Source organism: Rhizobium sp. SRDI969 (assembly GCF_025152725.1).
GTDB lineage: Bacteria > Pseudomonadota > Alphaproteobacteria > Rhizobiales > Rhizobiaceae > Rhizobium > Rhizobium leguminosarum_I.
This window is the reverse complement of the sequence record NZ_CP104035.1, coordinates 1,798,820-1,820,318: the sequence shown is the minus strand read 5'-3', so window position 1 is coordinate 1,820,318 and position 21,499 is coordinate 1,798,820. Positions and strand designations below refer to the sequence as shown.

19 protein-coding genes are annotated in these 21,499 nt (G+C 61.4%); 2 read left to right on the top strand and 17 right to left on the bottom strand.

Going from position 1 to position 21,499, the window contains the following annotated elements:
* Nucleotides 1–79: 79 nt before the first annotated feature.
* The 3 genes from eno to N2A41_RS09195 form a co-directional block, all read right to left on the bottom strand.
* Nucleotides 80–1,354 carry a phosphopyruvate hydratase gene (gene eno, locus N2A41_RS09205; protein ID WP_017964157.1) on the bottom strand — a complete coding sequence of 425 codons (1,275 nt, stop codon included), beginning with the start codon at nt 1,352–1,354 and terminating at the stop codon, nt 80–82.
* Between the two features lie 142 nt (nt 1,355–1,496).
* Nucleotides 1,497–2,342, bottom strand: a complete 846-nt coding sequence (gene kdsA / locus N2A41_RS09200) for a 3-deoxy-8-phosphooctulonate synthase (protein ID WP_017964156.1) — start codon at nt 2,340–2,342, stop codon at nt 1,497–1,499.
* Entirely contained in the window at nt 2,339–3,235 is an 897-nt protein-coding gene (locus N2A41_RS09195) for a VOC family protein (protein ID WP_026154134.1), read from the bottom strand. The genes kdsA and N2A41_RS09195 overlap by 4 nt, the downstream gene beginning before the upstream one ends.
* 197 nt (nt 3,236–3,432) lie before the next feature.
* Between N2A41_RS09195 and lexA the strand changes: the two genes are divergently transcribed.
* Nucleotides 3,433–4,152 carry a transcriptional repressor LexA gene (lexA, locus tag N2A41_RS09190; protein ID WP_017964154.1) on the top strand — a complete coding sequence of 240 codons (720 nt, stop codon included), beginning with the start codon at nt 3,433–3,435 and terminating at the stop codon, nt 4,150–4,152.
* Here the strand turns inward: lexA and N2A41_RS09185 are convergent.
* Nucleotides 4,133–6,565, bottom strand: a complete 2,433-nt coding sequence (locus N2A41_RS09185) for a ComEC/Rec2 family competence protein (protein WP_260110774.1) — start codon at nt 6,563–6,565, stop codon at nt 4,133–4,135. The genes lexA and N2A41_RS09185 overlap by 20 nt on opposite strands.
* Before the next feature lie 290 nt (nt 6,566–6,855).
* Here N2A41_RS09185 and gltA point away from each other — a divergent pair, with 290 nt between their 5' ends.
* Complete coding sequence (gene gltA / locus N2A41_RS09180; RefSeq protein WP_017964153.1) at nt 6,856–8,145, top strand: citrate synthase; 1,290 nt, start codon at nt 6,856–6,858, stop codon at nt 8,143–8,145.
* 36 nt (nt 8,146–8,181) lie between these two features.
* Here gltA and lpxB read toward each other — a convergent pair whose 3' ends face one another.
* The 13 genes from lpxB to rpsB form a co-directional block, all read right to left on the bottom strand.
* Nucleotides 8,182–9,360 (bottom strand): lipid-A-disaccharide synthase, encoded by a 1,179-nt coding sequence (gene lpxB, locus N2A41_RS09175; RefSeq protein WP_260110773.1) that lies wholly within the window; start codon nt 9,358–9,360, stop codon nt 8,182–8,184.
* The gene (locus N2A41_RS09170) at nt 9,357–10,238 is read right to left on the bottom strand and encodes an LpxI family protein (protein WP_170258305.1); all 882 of its coding nucleotides are present in this window, start codon (nt 10,236–10,238) and stop codon (nt 9,357–9,359) included. The genes lpxB and N2A41_RS09170 overlap by 4 nt, the downstream gene beginning before the upstream one ends.
* Nucleotides 10,239–10,241: 3 nt before the next feature.
* Complete coding sequence (gene lpxA / locus N2A41_RS09165; RefSeq protein WP_064250064.1) at nt 10,242–11,060, bottom strand: acyl-ACP--UDP-N-acetylglucosamine O-acyltransferase; 819 nt, start codon at nt 11,058–11,060, stop codon at nt 10,242–10,244.
* Complete coding sequence (gene fabZ / locus N2A41_RS09160; protein WP_017964149.1) at nt 11,057–11,524, bottom strand: 3-hydroxyacyl-ACP dehydratase FabZ; 468 nt, start codon at nt 11,522–11,524, stop codon at nt 11,057–11,059. The genes lpxA and fabZ overlap by 4 nt, the downstream gene beginning before the upstream one ends.
* Nucleotides 11,517–12,581, bottom strand: a complete 1,065-nt coding sequence (gene lpxD, locus N2A41_RS09155; protein WP_162118773.1) for a UDP-3-O-(3-hydroxymyristoyl)glucosamine N-acyltransferase — start codon at nt 12,579–12,581, stop codon at nt 11,517–11,519. Before lpxD ends, fabZ begins: the two co-directional genes overlap by 8 nt.
* Nucleotides 12,582–12,631: 50 nt before the next feature.
* Nucleotides 12,632–14,965 (bottom strand): outer membrane protein assembly factor BamA, encoded by a 2,334-nt coding sequence (gene bamA / locus N2A41_RS09150; RefSeq protein WP_017964147.1) that lies wholly within the window; start codon nt 14,963–14,965, stop codon nt 12,632–12,634.
* 197 nt (nt 14,966–15,162) lie between these two features.
* A complete protein-coding gene (gene rseP / locus N2A41_RS09145) occupies nt 15,163–16,296 on the bottom strand; it encodes an RIP metalloprotease RseP (protein ID WP_017964146.1) in 1,134 nt (377 codons plus the stop codon).
* Nucleotides 16,297–16,320: 24 nt separating this feature from the next.
* Complete coding sequence (locus N2A41_RS09140) at nt 16,321–17,151, bottom strand: phosphatidate cytidylyltransferase (protein ID WP_017964145.1); 831 nt, start codon at nt 17,149–17,151, stop codon at nt 16,321–16,323.
* Nucleotides 17,151–17,894 (bottom strand): isoprenyl transferase, encoded by a 744-nt coding sequence (locus N2A41_RS09135; protein ID WP_017964144.1) that lies wholly within the window; start codon nt 17,892–17,894, stop codon nt 17,151–17,153. Before N2A41_RS09135 ends, N2A41_RS09140 begins: the two co-directional genes overlap by 1 nt.
* Nucleotides 17,895–17,931: 37 nt before the next feature.
* On the bottom strand, nt 17,932–18,492 hold the full coding sequence (frr, locus tag N2A41_RS09130) for a ribosome recycling factor (RefSeq protein ID WP_017964143.1): 561 nt from the start codon (nt 18,490–18,492) through the stop codon (nt 17,932–17,934).
* Between the two features lie 164 nt (nt 18,493–18,656).
* Complete coding sequence (gene pyrH / locus N2A41_RS09125) at nt 18,657–19,379, bottom strand: UMP kinase (RefSeq protein ID WP_003539289.1); 723 nt, start codon at nt 19,377–19,379, stop codon at nt 18,657–18,659.
* Between the two features lie 96 nt (nt 19,380–19,475).
* Complete coding sequence (gene tsf, locus N2A41_RS09120) at nt 19,476–20,402, bottom strand: translation elongation factor Ts (protein WP_017964142.1); 927 nt, start codon at nt 20,400–20,402, stop codon at nt 19,476–19,478.
* Nucleotides 20,403–20,659: 257 nt separating this feature from the next.
* A complete protein-coding gene (gene rpsB / locus N2A41_RS09115) occupies nt 20,660–21,427 on the bottom strand; it encodes a 30S ribosomal protein S2 (RefSeq protein ID WP_017964141.1) in 768 nt (255 codons plus the stop codon).
* Nucleotides 21,428–21,499 lie beyond the last annotated feature (72 nt).

Genomic DNA, 21,499 nt, shown 5'->3' with positions numbered 1-21,499 from the left:
CCCCCGAAAGTTGGACATCCAACCTTCGGGGGTCAGTTCACGGGAAGGCGCGGGTCAAGCCATTGGAAATCAGATCCGATCAGCCGCGAATGATCGAGCGGCCGGCATACTGGGCCTGCGGGCCGAGGCCCTCTTCGATGCGGATCAGCTGGTTGTACTTGGCAAGACGGTCGGAGCGCGACAGCGAGCCGGTCTTGATCTGACCGCAGTTGGTGGCGACCGCGAGATCGGCGATGGTCGAATCTTCGGTTTCGCCGGAGCGGTGCGACATGACGGCGGTATAGGCCGCCTTGTGCGCCGTGTTGACGGCATCGAGCGTCTCCGTCAGCGTGCCGATCTGGTTGACCTTGACGAGGATCGAGTTGGCAACACCCATGCGGATGCCGTCGCGAAGACGGGCGGAGTTGGTGACGAAGAGATCGTCGCCGACGAGCTGGGTCTTTTTGCCAGCCAGGTCGGTCAGCGTCTTCCAGCCGTCCCAATCGTCTTCGGCCATGCCGTCCTCGATCGAGATGATCGGATACTTGCCGGCGAGCTCGGCCAGATATTCGGCCATGGCGCCCGATTCCAGCGTGCGGCCTTCACCTTCGAGAACGTATTTGCCATCCTTGAAGAATTCGGTCGAGGCGCAGTCTAGGCCGAGGCACATGTCGTCGCCCGGCTTGTAGCCGGCTTTCTCGATCGACTTCATGATGAAGTCGAGGGCTTCCGGCGCGCTCTTCAGACCCGGTGCGAAACCGCCTTCGTCGCCGACATTGGTGTTGTGGCCCTGGCTAGCAAGTTCCTTGCGCAGCGTATGGAAGACTTCCGAACCCATGCGCACGGCTTCGGCGATCGAATCGGCGCCGACCGGCAGGATCATGAACTCCTGGAAATCGATCGGGTTGTCCGCGTGGGCGCCGCCGTTGATGATGTTCATCATCGGCACCGGCAGCAGGCTGGCGGAAGCACCGCCGACGTAGCGGTAGAGCGGCAGGCCGGACGCCTGGGCGGCAGCCTTGGCGACGGCGAGCGACACGCCGAGGATGGCGTTGGCGCCGAGGCGCGACTTGTTCGGCGTGCCGTCCAGCTCGATCATGATGTTGTCGATCTGGATCTGGTTTTCGGCGTCGATGCCGCCGATCGCGTCGAAGATCTCGGTGTTGGCGGCTTCGACCGCCTTTTCGACGCCCTTGCCCAAGTAGCGCTTGCCGCCGTCGCGCAGTTCGACCGCCTCATGCGCGCCCGTCGAGGCACCCGAGGGAACGGCCGCGCGGCCCATGCTGCCATCTTCGAGATAGACATCGACTTCGACGGTGGGGTTGCCACGGCTATCGAGAATCTCGCGGGCGATGATATCGGTGATTGCAGTCATGGGTTCTTCCTGCTCGGTGGGTGATAAGTCGGTTCGAAACCTGTCTTAGTCGAAGGCGTGCAAATTACAATGCTGCAATTTCCAGCCCTTCGGACCGTGTTCGGATCTCGCCTATAGCACGATCATGTCAGGCTGTTGAACGTCAAGCCTTGGCGACCGCATCGAAGGCGAGTAGCTTTTCAAGCAGCCGCGGCATGTCCTTGAGATAGACCATGTTGGGGCCGTCGGAAGGTGCATTGTCGGGGTCCTGGTGGGTTTCGACGAACACGCCGGCGATACCGGTAGCCACCGCTGCGCGCGCCAGCGTTTCCACGAATTCCCGCTGACCGCCGGAGGATTCGCCCTGCCCGCCCGGCTGCGCCACGGAATGGGTCGCATCGAAGATAACGGGGGCGCCCATCGCCGCCATGATCGGCAGCGAACGCATGTCGGAAACCAGCGTGTTGTAACCGAAAGAGGCGCCGCGCTCGCACAGCAGCACGTTCGGATTGCCACTGGCATTGAGCTTCTTCAGAACGTTCTTCATATCCCAGGGAGCGAGGAACTGGCCCTTCTTGACGTTGACGACGCGGCCGGTCTTGGCCGCGGCAATAAGAAGGTCGGTCTGGCGGCAAAGGAAGGCCGGGATCTGCAGGACGTCGACGATCTTTGCCACCTCGGCGCATTGTTCGGCGGTATGAACGTCGGTCAGGACGGGAAAGCCGAATTCCTTCTTGAGGTCGGCAAAGACCTCCATGCCCTTTTCGATCCCGATACCGCGTTCGGCCGAGAGCGAGGTCCGGTTCGCCTTGTCGAAGGAACTCTTGTAGACGAGGCCGATGCCGAGCCTTCCGCAAAGCTCCTTCAGCGTGCCGGCGACCATGAAGGCGTGGTCGCGGCTCTCCATCTGGCAGGGACCGGCAATTAGCGACAGGCGGCCGGTATTGGAAAAGGTGACCTGGCCTTGGCCTTCGCCGACCCTGACGTCGGAATTCGTATCAGTGCTCATCGTGTTTCCTCGAAGGCGAAGAGCGTGCCCTGCCCGGGCGCGGGCTTCACCAGAATGCGATTGTTCTTGCGCGTGTATGTCACCCCGTTAGCAGCCAAATGCGCTTCTGTCACGGCAAGATCGGCAACAGCAAAGAGGATTGCCCGGCCGCGCAGGCCGCGATCTGCGGATGAGCCGGCGATGTCGAAATAGGCCTCCAGCCCTTCCGGCGTCATCAGACCGATTTTCGCATTTGACGCCGCGACATTGACGCCGAAACCGGTTTTCTCGACTGCCGATTGCGCCGCTGCAAGGCCGACGAAGGCAGCGAATGCGGCCGGTTCCGGCGCGCAAAGCGCGATCTCCGTTATGCCGGTCACGCCATTGGCATGCGTCTCCAGCGCGGCGCGGTCGGCCGGCAGCGGATTGATACGCTCGACGGTGAAGAGCAAGAGATCAGGCGCGCGCAGGTCGCCGGCAAAAGCCAGCTTGAAGCCGGCAATCGTCTCGGAGCCGTCCGGCATCGTCATCGGCCGGTTGAACTGCAGCATCTCCCCGGCGCTCGACCCGTTGCCGACGAAATCCTGATGATCGATGCCGGCATCCTTGCTGCCGAAGGCCACCGCCGAAAGCCCCTCCGCGCCGCAACGGAAGCGGAAAGCCCGGTTGCGAGCGGTGAAGACATTGCCTCGTCGCGCCGATGCCTCGCTCTCCTCGACGCTCGCGATCCCGAGCGGCTCCAGATAGGTCTTGTCGGCAAAGAAGACGCAGGCATTCTCCGTTCCGAAGGGATGGCGCGCATCGGCGGCAACGGTGAAGCCGAGCTTGCCGAGCCTTTCGCGCGCCAGATCGATGTCGACGACCGGCAGCACGACATGATCCAGCGGGTACGGTTTGGTGGAATGCGTGTTCATCATATCCCTCCTCAAATCGGCAAGAGATGTGCGACAGCGCCACCCTCAATGCAAGACATGTGTCCAATCCGGCGAATGAAAATAAGAATCTCGACGAGTTGGTTCCAAGTTTTACGGAAATTTAGCTACTTGCGGAACACATATGGAACATATAGTGTCTGTTCTGGATTTGTTTCAATCACGAGGTCACAACGTCGATGCTCACGCGCAAACAACAGGAGCTTCTCCTTTTCATTCATGAGCGCATGAAGGAATCCGGCGTTCCGCCATCTTTCGACGAAATGAAGGATGCCCTGGACCTCGCTTCGAAGTCCGGGATTCATCGCTTGATTACAGCGCTCGAGGAACGTGGCTTCATTCGCCGCCTACCGAACCGGGCCCGCGCGATCGAGGTCATCAAGCTTCCGGAGGCCTACAGCCCCAGCATCCAGCCGCGGCGTGGCTTTTCGCCGAGCGTCATCGAGGGCAGCCTCGGCAAGCCACAGCCGGTCGCCGCTCCTGCCCCTGCAAAACCCGTCGCCGACAACGGCAACTCGGTCTCCGTGCCGGTCATGGGCCGCATCGCCGCCGGTGTTCCGATCTCGGCGATCCAGAACAACACCCACGACATCGTCGTTCCGGCCGACATGCTCGGTTCCGGTGAACATTATGCGCTGGAGGTCAAGGGCGATTCGATGATCGACGCCGGCATCTTTGACGGCGACACCGTGATCATCCGCAACGGCAGCACCGCAAGTCCTGGCGACATCGTCGTTGCTCTCGTCGACGACGAGGAAGCGACACTCAAACGCTTCCGCCGCAAGGGCGCCTCGATTGCGCTCGAAGCCGCCAACCCGGCTTACGAGACCCGGATTTTCGGGCCGGACCGTGTCAAGGTTCAGGGCAAGCTCGTCGGTCTTATTCGCCGCTATCACTGACCTTGGCTAGACCGGGCTCGGTAAAACTATTGCTGCGCCAGTCATAGGCGCGATGGCGCATCCATGGCCGCGACAATGCATCGAATGCGGTTGCCACCTCCAGGCCGGCGTTCGTGAAGCGCAACTCGACGGAACCGGTCCTGCGCAGCGTTTCACCGGTGAAGAGCGTCGCACCTGAGCGGCAGCTGTTGAAGCGCAGGCGGACCGACGTCACGACGATATCGGCGGCGTCGCATGCGGGGCCGAGATAGGCGGCATTGTCGATGACGGCCACGACCTGGCCATTGCCAAGCCTTGATGTGCACCAGGCCTTTTTGACGCAGGAAAAGCGGTTTGCTTCACCGGCCGCTGCGGCTGCACGCATCGCGGTCCTCGCTTCGGTCTGCTGATCGCGGGAAAGCCTGACGCGGCGGTCTTCTCCCTCCGGCGGGATAGCAGGACCATCCAGCATCTTCGGCGGATCATGCGTCGGCAGGACCAGCGCTCTCTGCCATTGGTCGAAGATGAAATCCGGCGGTCGTTCACGGTTGGACGCCATTGCTGCCGCCTCGACGACCGCGACGAGATTGCCATCCTCCGAAATCACCAGATCCGGCGGCCGGGGAACCGGTAGAAGGAACAGGATGAGCGTCGAGACTGCGATGATCGATGTGCCGGAATGGCGCAGTCGCGTCCGGAGCAGCGTCAGCAGAAGAAAGCCTGCCACGGCGACCGCGAAATACCAGCCGGGCAAACGGCCAACGTCGATATTGCCGCCCCAGCCGGATACCGTCTTTGCGACCGCGATCACCAGATCGAGGCCGAATCCGACGACCTTCCAGGCCCAAACATCCAGACCGAAAGGCATGAGCAGCATCGCCAGCAGCCCGGCCGGCATGACGATAAAGGAGATGATCGGCATCGTCGCGAGGTTTGCCGGCAGGCCATAGGCGGTCAGGCGATGAAAATGCTCGATCGAAAACAGCGCGGTTGAAAAGCCGCCGATCAGCGACGTCAGGAAGACGCCGCCGAAGAAACCCGCAACCGTAACGACCGGCCTGATGATCGGCAGCTTGAGGAAGGCGTTTTCGCGGACGCGCCGGTCCTTCCACAGCTGATAGCCCGAGACCAGCGCCAATGTCGCGGCAAAGGACATCTGGAAGCTCGGACCCAAGACCTCGGACGGCGAAATGGCGATGATGACGAGCGCGGAGAGCGCGACATTGCGCAGGCTGATCGACGGCCGGTCGAAGAAGACGGCAATCAACATGATGGCCATCATGATGAAGGCGCGTTCGGCAGAGACCCCAAAGCCCGAGATCAGGAAATAGGCGGTCACGGCGATGAGCGCGCCGGCGGCAGCGATCTTCTTCGTCGGATAGGCCTCAGCGACGCCGGGAAAGAGGCTGAGCAACATCCGGAACCCAACGAAGAAGATACCGGCCGACAGCGCCATGTTGAGGCCGGAGATGGCGACGATATGAGCCAGGCCGGACTGGCGCAGCGCTTCCGTCGTCTCATTCGAGATGGCGCGCCGCTCGTCCGTCACCAGAGCAGCGGCGAAAGCGCCGGTGTCGCCAGGCAAGATCGACCTTATGCGGTCGCCAATGCCGCTGCGCAGCCGGTAGAGCCCTTCGAGCAGAGCTTCCCACGTCGATCTTGCCGCCTGCGGACCTGCCTGCCAGTCGACCTTCGACGGCGCGCCGTAGAAGAAGCCGTTCGCGCCGATTCCATCGAAATAGGCACCGAAGGAGAAGTCGTTGAGCTCAGGAAGTGCTGGACCTGCCGGCGGCGTCAGCCGCGCCCTGCCGGTTATGATATCACCGATCTCGATGGGCGCGTCTGCGCCGCGGGTGATCGCAGTTATGCGTTCGGGCGACCGCTTCACTTCCGGCGCCTCCGTACCGGTGACGGCAAGAATGTAGCGCCACCGGCCGCGACCGTCGCCTTCGCGCCGTTCCACACGGCCGGTCACCGTCGTCGTGACGGCGGAATCGAGGATCACGGTCGAAGCCCGCCAGCTCTCGAGCTGCGCGGAGGCCATGCCGCAGGCCACAAGTGCAAGCGCCAGCAGCGTTGCCCGCAATGCCGCCCGGCTGCGGCTGGCGATGAGAACGGCGACGATCAGCAGCAACAGGCAGAGCAGCGATGCAACGAGCGGAAAGTCCGATGCCGCGAGAAACCAGAAGGCTGACCCGGCACCGAGGAAGACAGGCGAGACAAGCAGCAGACGGCCGTGGTCCGCCTCTTCGCTCAGCATCCGCATGCCGATACGCAGCGATTGCGAGGCTGCTGCCGGCAGCCGGTGCCGCAAGGGGCTCGTCGACTGCGTTCTTGTCGGGCGCGTCACCATGACAGGTGGAGAAAAACCGGCGGAGTCGGCGAGGCCTTCGCCTGCTTCCGGCCGCAATTCGACTGTGGTCAACTCCTGCATGTGCCGCCCAAGCCCAGCTGCGAAGGCGGCCAGAATGCAACCTCCGATCAAATCCGGCAAGCATAATCGATTGAAATACGAGGGAAAATCGCAAGCGCCAAAAGACGAGTTGAATCATCGGCTTCCGATATGCGTGCGGCTCATCGCTGCAGTGCCTAAAAGGTGATACCGCAATGCACAAAATGCCGTCACGGTAACTTGGCATTAGCTTCGCGATCATATAGCTATCGGTGAGGACGCTTAACCCCTATGGCGCTTTTATGGCGCCACCGCCATTTCGGAGGATCAGCATGACGGATCAAAGCGCTACAATAAAAATCGGTGACAAGTCTGTCGACCTTGCTGTCAAAAGCGGCACGATCGGCCCGAGCGTCATCGATATCGGTGCCCTCTACAAGAATACGGCTTCCTTCACCTACGATCCGGGTTTCACCTCGACGGCATCCTGTGAATCGAAAATCACTTACATCGACGGCGACGAAGGTGTCCTGTTGCACCGCGGCTATCCGATCGAGCAGCTCGCCGAGCATGGCGACTTCCTCGAGGTCTGCTACCTGCTGCTTTACGGCGAACTGCCGACCACCGTGCAGAAGAAGGATTTCGATTATCGCGTCACGCACCACACCATGGTGCACGAGCAGATGAGCCGCTTCTTCACCGGCTTCCGCCGCGATGCGCATCCGATGGCCGTCATGTGCGGCTGCGTCGGCGCGCTGTCGGCCTTCTATCACGACTCCACCGACATCACCGATCCGCACCAGCGCATGGTCGCCAGCCTGCGCATGATCGCCAAGATGCCGACGCTTGCCGCCATGGCCTACAAGTACCATATCGGCCAGCCCTTCGTTTATCCGAAGAACGACCTCGACTATGCCTCGAACTTCCTGCGCATGTGCTTTGCCGTGCCTTGCGAGGAATATGTGGTCAATCCGGTGCTTGCCCGCGCCATGGACCGCATCTTCATCCTGCATGCCGATCACGAGCAAAACGCCTCGACCTCGACCGTCCGTCTCGCCGGTTCGTCGGGCGCCAACCCGTTCGCCTGCATCGCCGCCGGCATCGCCTGCCTCTGGGGCCCCGCCCACGGCGGCGCCAACGAAGCAGCCCTCAACATGCTGACGGAAATCGGCACGGTCGACCACATTCCGGAATATGTCGCTCGCGCCAAGGACAAGAACGATCCGTTCCGCCTGATGGGCTTCGGTCACCGTGTCTACAAGAACTATGATCCGCGCGCCAAGATCATGCAGAAAACGACGCATGAAGTGCTCGGCGAACTCGGCATCAAGGACGATCCATTGCTCGAAGTGGCCATGGAGTTGGAGCGCATCGCGCTCACCGACGAATATTTCATCGAGAAGAAGCTCTATCCGAACATCGACTTCTATTCCGGAATCACGCTGAAGGCGCTGGGCTTCCCCACGACCATGTTCACCGTGCTCTTCGCGCTCGCCCGCACCGTCGGCTGGATTGCGCAGTGGAACGAGATGATCGAGGATCCGGAACAGCGCATCGGCCGTCCGCGCCAGCTCTATGTCGGCGAACCGAAGCGCGATTACATCCCGGTTTCAAAGCGCTGATCGCTTCAAAGGAACCCAAAAGAAAACCCGGTCAGTTCAGAAACGACCGGGTTTTTTCTTTTTCAAGACGTCGAGAAGGATCTCGGCAGCGTGCTCGCCGGGCGGCTTTTCGGTCTGCATGCGTTGCCAGACGAGATCATAACCCTCGTTCATCGCCTTCAGTTGGAACGTGTCGGCCGACAGCCGCTCCATCCAGCGCGCCAGGCTGGCGCCGCGGACGATCTCGTTCAGATATTCCGGCACGACGGCATAATCGGCGATGATATTGGGCAATGCGCCCGTCCACACCTTGATGCGCGGAGCGAGCAGGCGGATGATCCAATCCGTCTTGTAGACGGACACCGTCGGCACGCCGGCAAGGGCGAGTTCGAGGATCACCGTGCCGGAGGCTGCCATCGCCGCATCCGCTTCGGCAAAGGCCTTCCATTTCTGCGCCGGCCCGACCGCCACCTCCGGCGGTGTAGCCCAACCGGCAACCAGACCCTTCACCAGCGCTTCGTTGTGCGGCACGGTCGGCAGCAGGAATCGCATCGGGCCGTTGCGGGCGACGAGTTCATTGGCCGCATCCTCGAAGAACGGCAGGAGTTTGGCGATTTCGGAGGATCTTGACCCCGGAAGCATCAGGATGGTCTTGCCCGCTTCCCCGACGGATGCCCTCCCGGCGCGCAGCCGCCGCGCTTCGAGCAGCGCCGGATCAGCGATCAGGCGATGGCCGACATAGGTGGTCTCAGGCCCGCCGAGCGCACGCATCGTCGCCGGCTCGAAGGGCAGGACGGCGAGCACATGATCGACATAGGGCAGCATGCGCGTGGCGCGATATTCCTTCCAGGCCCAGACGCTCGGACAGACATAATTGACGACAGGCAGATCAGGCAGTGCGGTCCGGACACGCTTAGCGACTCGGTGGGTGAAGTCTGGGCTATCGATAATGAGAAGTATGTCCGGCCTTGCGGCGACGACGGCAGCCGTTGTCTTCCGGATCAGCGTATAGAGCCTTGGCAGCCGGCTCAGCACCTGGGTGATGCCCATGATCGACAGCTCGGAAAAATCGAACAGCGATTTCAAACCTTGGGCCTGAAGCCCCTCGCCGCCAACGCCGACGAGTTCGATCGGTCCGGCATGGATCCGCTTCAGAGCCGCAACCAGATCGGCGCCGAGCAGGTCGCCCGACACCTCGCCGGCAATGACGGCGATCTTCAGTGGCGCCCCGTTCATTCGAGCCCCCATGCCGGCAGGCCGCGATCGATGCCGCAGACGAAAAGCCCGGCCTCATCGGCGGCCTTGATGACGGCGGCGCGATCGAGCACCAGCGCGCGGCCGGCCTCGACGGCCACGCCGGCAAGGCCGGCTTGCTTCGCGTTCAAGACCGTGGAAACGCCGATCGCCGGCAGGTCGGCACGGATGTCCTGTTGCGGCTTGCAGAGCTTGACAAGCGCGCCGCGGCGGCGCGGCGAGATGCGCCCGGCGGCTCTGAGACCGGCGACGCGCTCCAACATCTCGTCCGTGCCCTCAAGACCCTCCAGCGCGACGATACGCCCGCCGATGGCGACGGCGCCTTGGCCGACATCGAGCCGGCCGAGCATTTCGGCGGCTTCCGCTGCACGGTTGATATCGCGCCGGTCTTCTTCGCCCGGTATCGCCGTGCCGAGCGGGCCGACGGCGGCAAGAAGGTCGGGGGCGATCTCATGGGCACCGACGACACGCCTGCCGTTTCCCTCGATCAGCCGGATCACCATCTGCAGCACCTTATCGTCGCCGCCTGACAACAAGGTGCGGATCACGGCCGGCATCTTCATCAGAGTGCGCAGCGTCGGGCGCACCTCGCGCCATTCCGGCCGGCGCCGCACGCTGCCGGACATGACCACACGGCCGATGCCGTAGCGGTTCAAGAGGCCCTCGAGAGCTGCAAAATCGCCGATGCCGATGACGGCATGGTCATACGCTTCCCAACGCCGGTCGCTTTCATCCTTCAGCGCGACGATGACGGGATTTTCGCCCGCCGCGCGCGCGGCTTCGGCGACATAGGAAGGCAGAAGGCCGCCGCCGGCGATGATCGCCAGCCGGCCCGCAGCGGTGTCGCCTGATAAAGCCACGGACTAACCCTTCTGCCCCCGGGTCGGCGAGGACAAGGCACGGTCGCTGTCGGCGGCAATGAAGTCGAGGATGTGGACCACCGGCTCGCAATCGGCATATTCTTCGCGGATGGCGGCGGCGTTTTCACGAACGGAGCCCGTTCCTTCGAAGATCGACTTGTAGGCGCGACGTACCCTGTGAATGACGGCGCGGTCGACGCCGGCGCGCGTCATGCCGACGACGTTGAGGCCGCTCAGCAGCCCGGGATTGCCGTTCAGCATGCCATAGGGAATGACGTCGTAACTCACTGCCGAGAGCCCGCCGACGAAGGCCTGACGGCCTACGCGGGTGAACTGGTGAACGGCCGAACCGCCGCCCAGGATGACGCGATCCTCGATGACGACATGGCCGGCGAGCATGACGTTGTTCGACATGATCACATGATTGCCGACCCGGCAGTCGTGCGCGACATGCGAATTGGCAAGGAAGAGGTTATTGTCGCCGACGATTGTCTGGCCACCAAAATCGGCCGTGCCGGTGTTCATCGTCACGCCTTCGCGGATCGTGCAGTTGGCGCCCACCGTCAGCGTCGTCTCCTCGCCGCCATGATGCACGCTCTGCGGATCGCCGCCGACGACCGCCATCGGGAAGATGCGCGTGCCCTTGCCGATCACGGTGCGGCCGGTCACGACCGCATGCGACAAAAGCTCGACGTTCGCATGCAGGATGACGTGCGAGCCGACATGGCAGAAGGGACCGATCTTGACGCCCTCACCGATGGTCGCGCCGTCTTCAACGACAGCCATCGGATGAATGCGGGCGCTTTCGGCGATAGTGCTCATGCCTGATCCTTACGAACGATCATCGCGCCGATATCGGCCTCGGCAACAAGCGCGCCGTCGACCTTGGCATCACAATGGAATTTCCAGATATTACCACGCTGCTTCTGCTTCCTGACATGGAATTCAACACGATCGCCGGGCACGACGGGCTTGCGGAAGCGCGCATTCTCGATGGTCATGAAATAGACGAGGTTGCCCGGCTGGCCATCCTTCTTGGCACAGATCGCACCCGCGGTCTGAGCCATGCCCTCGATCAAGAGCACGCCGGGCATGATTGGAGATTCCGGAAAATGGCCGGTGAAATGCGGTTCATTCACTGTGACGTTCTTGATGCCGATCGCCGTGTTATCGCCGTCGATCTCGATGATCTTGTCGACCATGAGAAACGGGTAACGATGCGGCAGCAGCTTCATGATCTCGATGATGTCAGCCGAAGAAAGCGTTGTCGTGGCTTCCTCAGTCATTTTTCTCGCCTCCAGGTTTCTTTCCGCGCACCCTGGTCTTGGACATCAGTTGTGCAACATCTCTCAGATAGTCATTCAGCGGACGCGCAGGTGTACCACCATATTGTCCGCCGGCGGCAAGATCGGTCATGATACCGCTTTGGGCGGCGATCTGCACGCCGTCGCCGATCGTCACATGCCCCTTGATGCCGACCTGGCCGCCGATCTGCACGCCATTGCCGATCTTCGCGCTGCCGGCAATGCCGACCTGCGCGACGATGGCGCAATGGCGGCCGATCTGAACGTTGTGGCCGATCTGTACCTGGTTGTCGATCTTGGTGCCTTCACCGATCACCGTATCGTCCATGGCGCCACGGTCGATCGTGGTGTTGGCGCCGATCTCGACATTATCCTGGATGATCACCCGGCCGATCTGGACGATCTTGATCATGCCGCGCGGACCCGGCGCATAACCGAAACCATCCTGGCCGATGCGGACGCCGTTGTGGATAATGACGCCGTTGCCGAGCAGAGCGCAGAGAATGCTCGCGCCGGCCGCAATCGAACAATCCCGGCCAATCTTGACATTCGGGCCGATCACACTGTGCGCGCCGATACGCGTCCCTTCGCCGATCTCGGCATGCGCCCCGATGACGGCCATCGGCTCGACGATCACGCCCTTTTCAAGCTTGGCGCTCGGATTGATCACCGCGCTTGGCGCGATCTCGCTTTCACCGGAAAAGGCGACCGGGCGCAATGCCGTGGGATAGAACAGGCCGCCTGCCATCGCGAAGGCCGCATGCGGATTGGACGACAGCATGACAGGGAGATGTTGGGGGACGAGATCGGCGAGCGCCTTGTCGCAGATCACCGCCGAGGCTTCGCATGTCGCCAGTTCATCGCGGCTGCGGCGCGACAGGATATAACAGATATCGCCTGCCCGTGCCCGGCTGATGGGGGCAACGGACCTGACGATAACATCGGCATGGTCGGAATTGACAAGCTCCGCCCCAAGAAACTCTGCCAGCTCAGCGAGCCTCAGACCTTCATGGGGCAGAAAAAAAACGTTTTGCTCCATCGGCAATGCTCCAGAACGGAATTGAGTCTTACAGTTCCGGACTGCCGATATCAGAATTGGTTGTTGATGCCAAACTTGAAGTTCTGCGTCTTGTCGAAGTCTTCCTTGAGGACCGGGATCGCGTAATCCAGACGCAATGCACCGAAGGGAGACTGCCAGACGACACCGACACCGACGGAAGCACGCAGCGAAGCGCTGGTGCCCTCGGCCTGGTCGGCCCCGAGAAGCTCGACATCATTGCCAAACAGCGTGCCGGCATCGGCAAAGACTGCGCCGCGCAGATTGAAGTCACGCGGGAAGCCCGGCATTGGGAAGGTCGCTTCAGCAGACGCCGTGAAATAGGTCGTGCCACCGAGCGGGTCATCGTGGTCCCCGGTGATGCGCGGGCCGATACCCTTGTTCTCGAAGCCGCGAATATCGCCGTTGGTCAGCGTGAACTGGTCGAAGACGTTCAGATGGTCGCCGAAGGGGACGACATAACCAGCCGAACCCGAGACCGAGCCGATGATATCGGCATCGTCGGCAAGCAGATGGTAGTAGCGGGCCTTGCCGTAGATCTTGTAGAACTGCGAGTCGCCGCCGAGGCCGGCAATTTCCTGCGTCGCCGTCGCATAGATGCCTTCACGCGGCAGGACGGTGTCGTCAAGCGTGTTGTAGGTCAGCGTCTGCGAGACGGAAGAGCGTGTCCACGGGCTCTCATCGACCAGATTGGCGTAGGTCGCCGACAGGTCCGAGGTATCGCCATCGTACTTCATCTGCTTGTAGTTATAGCGGAAGGTCGTCGCCAGATCTTCGGTAATCGGCGCAGTGACGCGCAGGACAACGCTGGTTTCCTCGTAATCGTAATTGCTGTTGCTCGACGTTTCGCTGCGATTGACGTCGAAGCCTGCCGCCAGACGGTAGCCGAGGAAATAGGGTTCGGTGAAGCTGACGCCGTAAGCGCGCGAGCCTTCCTGGCCGCCACCGGCCGAGATGCGGATGTACTGGCCGCGGCCGAGGAAGTTCTTTTCCTCGATCGATGCTTCGAGCAGCAAGCCGTCGCCGCCGGCGGCATAACCCGCGCCGACACCGAACGAACCGGTCGACTGATCCTGCACGTCGACGACCACCACGACACGGTCCGGGGAACTGCCCGGTTGGGTGGAGATGTTGACCGAGGAGAAATAACCGAGCGCTTCGAGACGACGCTTGGCCTTGGTGATCATCTGCTGGTTGAAGGCGTCGCCTTCGCTCATGTCGAATTCGCGGCGGATGACGTAGTCGCGCGTACGGCTGTTGCCGCGAATCTCGATGCGCTCGACATAGGCGCGCTCGCCCTGGTCGACCAGATATTCAACACCGATCGTGTTGTTGTTAAGGTCGCGGTTACCGCGCGGCGTGACACGTGCAAAGGGATAACCGGCAGACGCCACCTGATCGGAGATCGCCTCGATCGACTTCTGCACTTCCTTGGCGCTGTAGACCTGGCCTTCGCGAGTGCGCACGAGCGGCTGCAGCTGGTCGGAGCCGACGCCTTCGACGGTCGACTGAACGGTCACTGGTCCGAAGTCGTAACGCTGGCCTTCCTCGATGTTGAAGGTGAGCGTGTATTTGTTGGTCGCATCGTCGAACGTTGCATCGGAAGAGACGATGCGCATGTCGGCGTAGCCGCGATTGTAATAGAACTGGCGCAGCGCTTCTTCGTCAGCGTGGAGCTTGTCTTCGTTATAGACGTCCTTGCGGGTCAGGAACGACAGGAAGTTCGAACGCTTGGTGGCGATGACGGCAGCCAGGCGGCCGGCGCTGTAGGCATTGTTGCCGACGAAGTTGATCGAATCGATCTTGGTGCGGTCCCCCTCGTTGATGACGAAGGCAAGGTTGACGCGGCCTTCGCCGAGCGGCACCACCTGCGTCGTAACTTCGACCTCGCTGCGGCCGGTGGCGGCGTAGGCGTCCTTGATCGACTGGATGTCAGCTTGAATCTGGGCGTCGCTATAAGGGCCGGCTGCATGGGTCTGGACGACAGTCGCGAGCTTGTCGTCCTTGATCTTGCGGTTGCCGTTGAAGACAACCTGATTGACGAGCTGGGCTTCCTGGACGTTGACGACGAGCGTGCTTCCGGAGACCGAGATCTTGACGTCGGAGAAGTAGCCCGTCCCGTAGAGCTGCTTGACCGAGGCATCGATATCGCTGTTGGAAAAACTCTTGCCGGGAGCGATGGTAAGGTTCGACCGGACGGCTTCCGCGCCGACACGGCTTGCGCCGCGCACATCGATGCGCTGGATAACCGCGGCCTCAGCGGCCGTAGCGGAAACGAACGTCAAAGCACCTGCGCCCGAAGCAACAACACTAGCAGACAGCGCAACCGCCGATACTGCGTTCAAAAACTTTGAACCAGCCTTCATTTCACCTATTACCTTTGTTTCCCTCGTCCCCGGTTCCGGGAGAACCCGATTCCGGTCACGTGTGTCGTTTTACCCGCTTTTGACATACAAGCAAGGCAGGTCGTTAATTTCTGTTTACTTCATTTGCAAGCGTGACCCATTCGCCACTACAGCCTTGAAACATCGTAAATAAATAGTAATTGGCCCCGCTTGCGCGTTTACCCTCTCAACGAGCCAATGTCGTTCCAGGTCGTGAAAACCATCAATGTCAGGATCATCGCCAAGCCGATGCGAAATGCAATTTCCTGGGCCGAAGAGCCGAGCGGCTTTCCCCTCACCGCTTCCACCGCATAGAACATCAAGTGGCCGCCATCAAGTACCGGAACCGGCATCAGGTTAAGCAATCCTATCGAAACAGAAAGCACCGCCGCAAGCTGCAACACTGCGCCTATCCCAAGCGACGCCATCTGGCCCGAGGCTTGCGCGACGCGGATCGGCCCGCCCAATTGGTCGGCGCGCATCGTTCCGCTGAAGATGTTACCGATATATTTGAAGGTGCCGGTGACGATATCCCGGGTCTGGAGCACAGACTCACGCAGCGCCTGGAGCGGCGTATAGGTCTGCAGGCGGAAATTGCCGGCCTGCTGGTTCGTGACGATGCCGATCTGGCCGACCTCAGCCTTGTTACCGAACTGGTCAGTCGTGTCGGTGCGTTGCGGCACCATCGGCACGTCGAGCTTCTGGCCGGCGCGCTCGATCGTCACGACGATCTGCTGGCTCGGCCGGATGCTGACATAGCGGCGCACGTCGTCGAAGGTCTCGACCTTACCGCCATCGATGGCGACCAATAGATCGCCTGGAAGGATGCCGGCGGCGGCGGCAGCGCCATCAGGCTTGACTTCGGCAACGACAGGATCGGCGATCATGCGGCCATAGACTGAGAAAAGAATGGTGAAGATGGCGATCGCCAGCAGAAAATTGGCAATCGGGCCAGCCGCGACGGTTACAGCTCGTTTCCATAGCTTGGCGCCGGCAAAGGAGCGCGCCCTGTCCTCTTCGGACATGGCGGCGATCTTGTCGGTGTCGGGCTTGCTCGAGGCATCCTCGTCGCCGAAGAACCGGACGTAGCCGCCAAGTGGGATCACAGAGATCTTCCAGCGCGTTCCATGGCGGTCGGTGAAGCCGAATATCTCCGGACCGAAACCGACGGAAAAGGCAAGGATGCGAATGCCGCTCCAACGCCCGACAAGGTAATGGCCCATCTCATGCACGAAGACGAGCAGTGACAGCACGAGGATGAAGGTGACGATATTCCCCATCAAAAATGCGTATATTCCGCTCAGGGTTTCCATGGGTGCCTTCCGTCAGACGCGTTGTCAGAGTCCGAACAATGCCGCGCCGAGCGACGTCATTCCGGTCCCCTTTATCAGGGAAAAAAGCCCTGCAAGCAAGAACGCCGAAAAACAGGCAAAAATCAGCCCGTCGACACGGTCCATGACGCCGCCATGGCCCGGAATGAGACGGCTGGAATCCTTGACGCCGAATTTCCGCTTGATGAACGATTCGAAAAGATCGCCGGACTGGCTGCAAACCGATAGAACGAGCGCCACGAAGGCGGCGATGATTTCAGCGCCCGGAAGGAGAAAATGGACGAGAACGACGCCGGCGGCGACTGCCGAGACGGCGCCGCCGATTGCGCCAGACCAAGTCTTTCCAGGCGAGATCGAAGGGGCAAGCTTCGGTCCGCCGAGCGCCCTGCCGACGAAATAGGCAAGGATATCGGTTGCCCAGACGACGGCAAAGACGAAGAGCATGGCGTAAAGGCCGGGCCGGTCATCGCTTCTGATCGCGGCAAGAGCCAGGCCGGTAGCGCCGGAATAAAACAGGCCAGTCGGAAACCAGCGGCTCGTGCCCTGCAAGATGATCAGGGCGATGCCGACGGCGGTGACGCCGGCCAGCATGCCGGCGGCGAATTCGAAATTGCCGACAAGCACGAGGAAGGCTATCGCCGCCTCGCCGATCCAGCCGACGGCATTGGCAACCCAATCACGGGCGATACCCGTGATCTTCGACCATTCATAATAGATCAGCAGGCCAATGACGACCGCCAGGATGCGGAAGGCAAGGCCGCCATACCAGGTGGCGGCGAGAACGATGGCCGCAAGAATCAGCCCTGAAACAATGCGGAGCTTCAATTCCCTCTGCATCAGGTGCCGACCGCGGCTGCCGGCGACGAGAGGCCGCCGAAGCGCCGGTCGCGAGAGGCGAATGTCTCGAGCGCCGAACGGAAGATCTCGGCGGTGAAATCCGGCCAGTATTCCGGAAGGAAGATGAATTCCGAATAGGCCGCCTGCCAGAGGAGGAAGTTGGAAAGCCGCTCCTCGCCGCTGGTGCGGATGATGAGATCCGGATCGGGGATACCTGCCGTGTCAAGACGGGCGTTGATCAGCGCCGGGGTGATGTCCTGCGCCCTCAAGCGGCCAGCCTCGACATCCCTGGCAAGGCTCACTGCGGCGCGGGCGATCTCGTCGCGAGAACCATAATTGAAGGCGATGACCAGCGTCAGCGCCGTGTTGTCCTTGGTCGTTTCCTCGGCTTCGAGCAGCAGGCCGAGAATATCGCTGCGCAGGCTGTGGCGGTCGCCGATCACCTTGATCCGCACGTTCTGGCGATGGAGCTCGGCGAGGTCGCGGCGGATGAAAGCCTTGAGGAGACCGAGCAGATCGGAGACCTCGGCTTCGGGCCGACGCCAGTTCTCCGAGGAGAAGGCAAAGAGGGTCAGATATTTTATCCCGACGGCGCCGGCGGCGCGTACTGTCTCGCGTACCGCCTCCACACCCTTGCGATGGCCCATCGTGCGCGGCAGACCACGCTGCTTGGCCCAACGGCCATTGCCGTCCATGATGATGGCAACATGCTCTGGCACAGTTACAAATACAGATTCCGACATTTCCCGTCCGGTCTTTCCAGGCAAAGGCACAGATCCACTAGACCTGCATGATTTCCTTTTCCTTCTCGCCAAGCAAGCGGTCGACTTCGGAAATCGTCTCGTCCGTCATCTTCTGTACACGTTCCGACTGCGCCCGGCTCTCGTCCTGGCCGATGACGCCGTCCTTTTCGGCCTTCTTCAGGCCGTCCATGCCATCGCGGCGGACATGGCGAATCGCCACCTTGCTCTTTTCGGCATAGTCGTGCGCCACCTTGACGAGCGACTTGCGGCGCTCCTCGTTCAGTTCCGGCAGCGGAATGCGCAGGTTCTGGCCGTCGATGATCGGGTTGAGGCCGAGATTGGATTCGCGGATGCCGCGCTCGACGGCGCTGACCATCGACTTGTCCCAGACGGAGACCGACAGCATGCGCGGCTCAGGCACGGTGATGTTGGCGACCTGGTTCAGCGGCATGCGCGAACCATAGGCCTCGACCGTGACCGGGTCGAGGATGTTGGCCGAAGCACGGCCGGTGCGCAGCGATGCGATGTCGCCCTTGAATGCGGAAATCGCGCCATCCATGCGGCGCTTCAGTTCCTTGATATCTATACCTTCACTCATGTCGATGCTCCCGTCCAGAGCATGATGCCGAAAAGTGTCAGCGGTTTTCGGGCGACATCATGCTCTAACTATCTAATGTAGAACATGATTCAGATTTAGGCCCGTCGGGCCTAAAATCATCATGTTCTAGCGAGGGCTGCGCCGAAACCGCGGCGCAGCTTATATCAGTTGTCGGAGACGATGGTCTTGAGGCCACCGCCCGTCAAGATTTCAGCAAAACCGCCTTTTTCGTGGATCGAAAAGACGATGATCGGAATGGAATTTTCTCTGGCGAGCGCCACGGCGGCAACGTCCATCACCGCCAGCCCTCTGTCCAGCACTTCCTGGTGCGTCAGCCGGTCGAGGCGGGTCGCATCGGGATATTTTTTGGGGTCGGCGGTGTAGATGCCGTCGACCTGCGTGCCCTTGAAGATCGCTTCCGCACCCATTTCGGCGGCGCGCAGTGCCGCAGCGGAATCGGTGGTGAAGAAGGGATTGCCGGTGCCGCCGGCAAAGATCACCACGCGTCCCATCGACAGATGGTAGAGGGTCGCGCGCTGCGAGAAACTTTCACAAATCTCCGGCATGGAGATGGCCGAGAGCACCACCGTATCGATGTTCAGCTTGCGCAACGACGTCGCCAGCGCCAGCGCGTTGATGATGGTGCCGAGCATGCCCATATGGTCGCCGGTGACCCGGTCGCCGCCCTTGGACGCTACCGCGACTCCGCGGAAGATATTGCCGCCACCGACGACAACGCCGACTTCCACGCCCATATGCCTTGCCTCGGCGATGTCGGATGCAATGCGGTCCGCCACCGTCACATCGATCCCGAAACCCTGGCCACCCATCAGCGCTTCGCCGGAAGCCTTGAGTAGAACACGTTTATAGACAGGCTCTAAAGACATCTTGGCTCCTCGTAAATTGCCGTGAATGCCCGATACACGAAGGGCACCGCGTTGTCACGCGATGCCCTTCGTGTTTTCCCAATTATGGCTGGAAGATCAACCCTTGACGGCAGCAGCGACTTCGGCTGCGAAGTCGGTTTCTTCCTTCTCGACGCCTTCGCCGAGGAGCAGACGGGCCATGCCGGCAACCTCGATCGGCGCGCCGACGGCCTTTTCAGCTTCCTTGATGGCAGCGGCGACGGTCAGATCCGGATTGATAACGAAAGCCTGCGAGAGAAGGGCGACTTCCTCGAAGAACTTGCGCATGCGGCCTTCGACCATCTTTTCGATGATGTTGTCAGGCTTGCCGGAAGCACGCGACTGCTCGATGAAGACATTGCGCTCGCGCTCGGCGACGGCGGCATCGACTTCTTCCGGGCGGATCGCCAGCGGCGCGGTCGCGGCGATGTGCATGGCGACCTGACGGCCGATGGCGTTCAGGGCTTCCTTGTCGCCGGTCGACTTCAGCGCGACCAGAACGCCGAGCTTGCCGAGGCCGTCGGAAACAGCATTGTGGATATAGGTGGCGACGACGCCGTCCTCGACGGAGAGAGCGGTTGAACGACGCAGGTTCATGTTCTCGCCGATCGTTGCGATCGCGTCCTTGATCGTGTCGGAAACCGACTTGCCGGATGCCGGGTAGGCCGCAGCGGCAACAGCCTCGACAGTGCCGTCGGTCGAGACAGCGACCTTGGCGATGCCGCGGACGAGTTCCTGGAAGGCATCGTTACGGGCAACGAAGTCGGTTTCGGAATTGACTTCGACGACGACGGCCTTGGTGCCCTGGCTCGCAACGCCGATGAGGCCTTCGGCAGCGGTGCGGCCGGACTTCTTGTCGGCCTTGGCGATGCCCTTGGCGCGCAGCCAGTCGATCGCCGCTTCCATGTCGCCACCGGTTTCAGCAAGAGCCTTCTTGCAGTCCATCATGCCTGCGCCGGTCTTTTCGCGCAGTTCCTTCACCATTGCAGCCGTAATCTCGCTCATTAGCTTCCTCTTGTCGGTTCATACGGTGGACCGCAAAGCGCGGCTCGGCACCGGATTGAGGCACGAAATGTACCTGTGTGTATGACAGCGTGATGAAGACGCGTCATAACGAAACTTATCGGGCGGAGAGCCTGATGCCCTCCCCTCGAAACAGGCAAGGCCGCCGAACTTCGATGAGTCGCGAGCGGCCTTTCCCAGTCTCTGCAAGCCCAGTCTCTGCAAGCATCGGCGGACCTTTTCGATCCCGCCTGCTTTCATCAGCCTTCGGCTGATTCCTCGAGAGCCGGCTCGACCGGAACTTCGAAGGATGCGCCGAGATCGCGGCCGGAAGAGCCCTGCTGACGCGCGATGCCGTCGATGGCGGCGCGGGAGATCAGCTCGCAGTAAAGGGCGATAGCGCGCGATGCGTCGTCGTTACCCGGGATCGGATAGTCGATCAGGTCCGGATCGCAGTTCGAATCGATGATGGCGACAACCGGAATGCCGAGGCGCTTGGCTTCGTCGATCGCGATCTTTTCCTTGTTGGTGTCGATGATGAACATCAGGTCGGGCGTGCCGCCCATATCGCGGATACCGCCGAGAGCCTTGTCGAGCTTTTCACGCTCGCGCTCGAGGTTCAGGCGTTCCTTCTTTGTGAAGCCCTGGGCTTCGCCGTTCAGGATCTCGTCGAGCTTGCGCAGGCGCTGGATCGAGTTGGAGATCGTCTTCCAGTTCGTCATCATGCCGCCGAGCCAGCGCGAGTTGACGTAGTACTGGGCCGAGCGCTTGGCGCTGTCGGCGATGATCTCAGACGCCTGGCGCTTGGTGCCGACGAAGAGAACACGGCCGCCGCGGGCAACGGTGTCGCTGACGACCTGAAGGGCGCGCGACAGCATCGGAACGGTCTGAGCCAGGTCGATGATGTGGATGTTATTGCGATCGCCGAAGATGTACGGCTTCATCTTCGGGTTCCAGCGATGCGTCTGGTGGCCGAAGTGGACGCCTGCCTCAAGAAGCTGGCGCATAGAAAAATCAGGCAATGCCATGCCTTGTTACTCCTTTTCCGGTTGAACCTCCGCAAGGCGAACAGCATCCTCTTCGAGAATGCCACCGGGCGG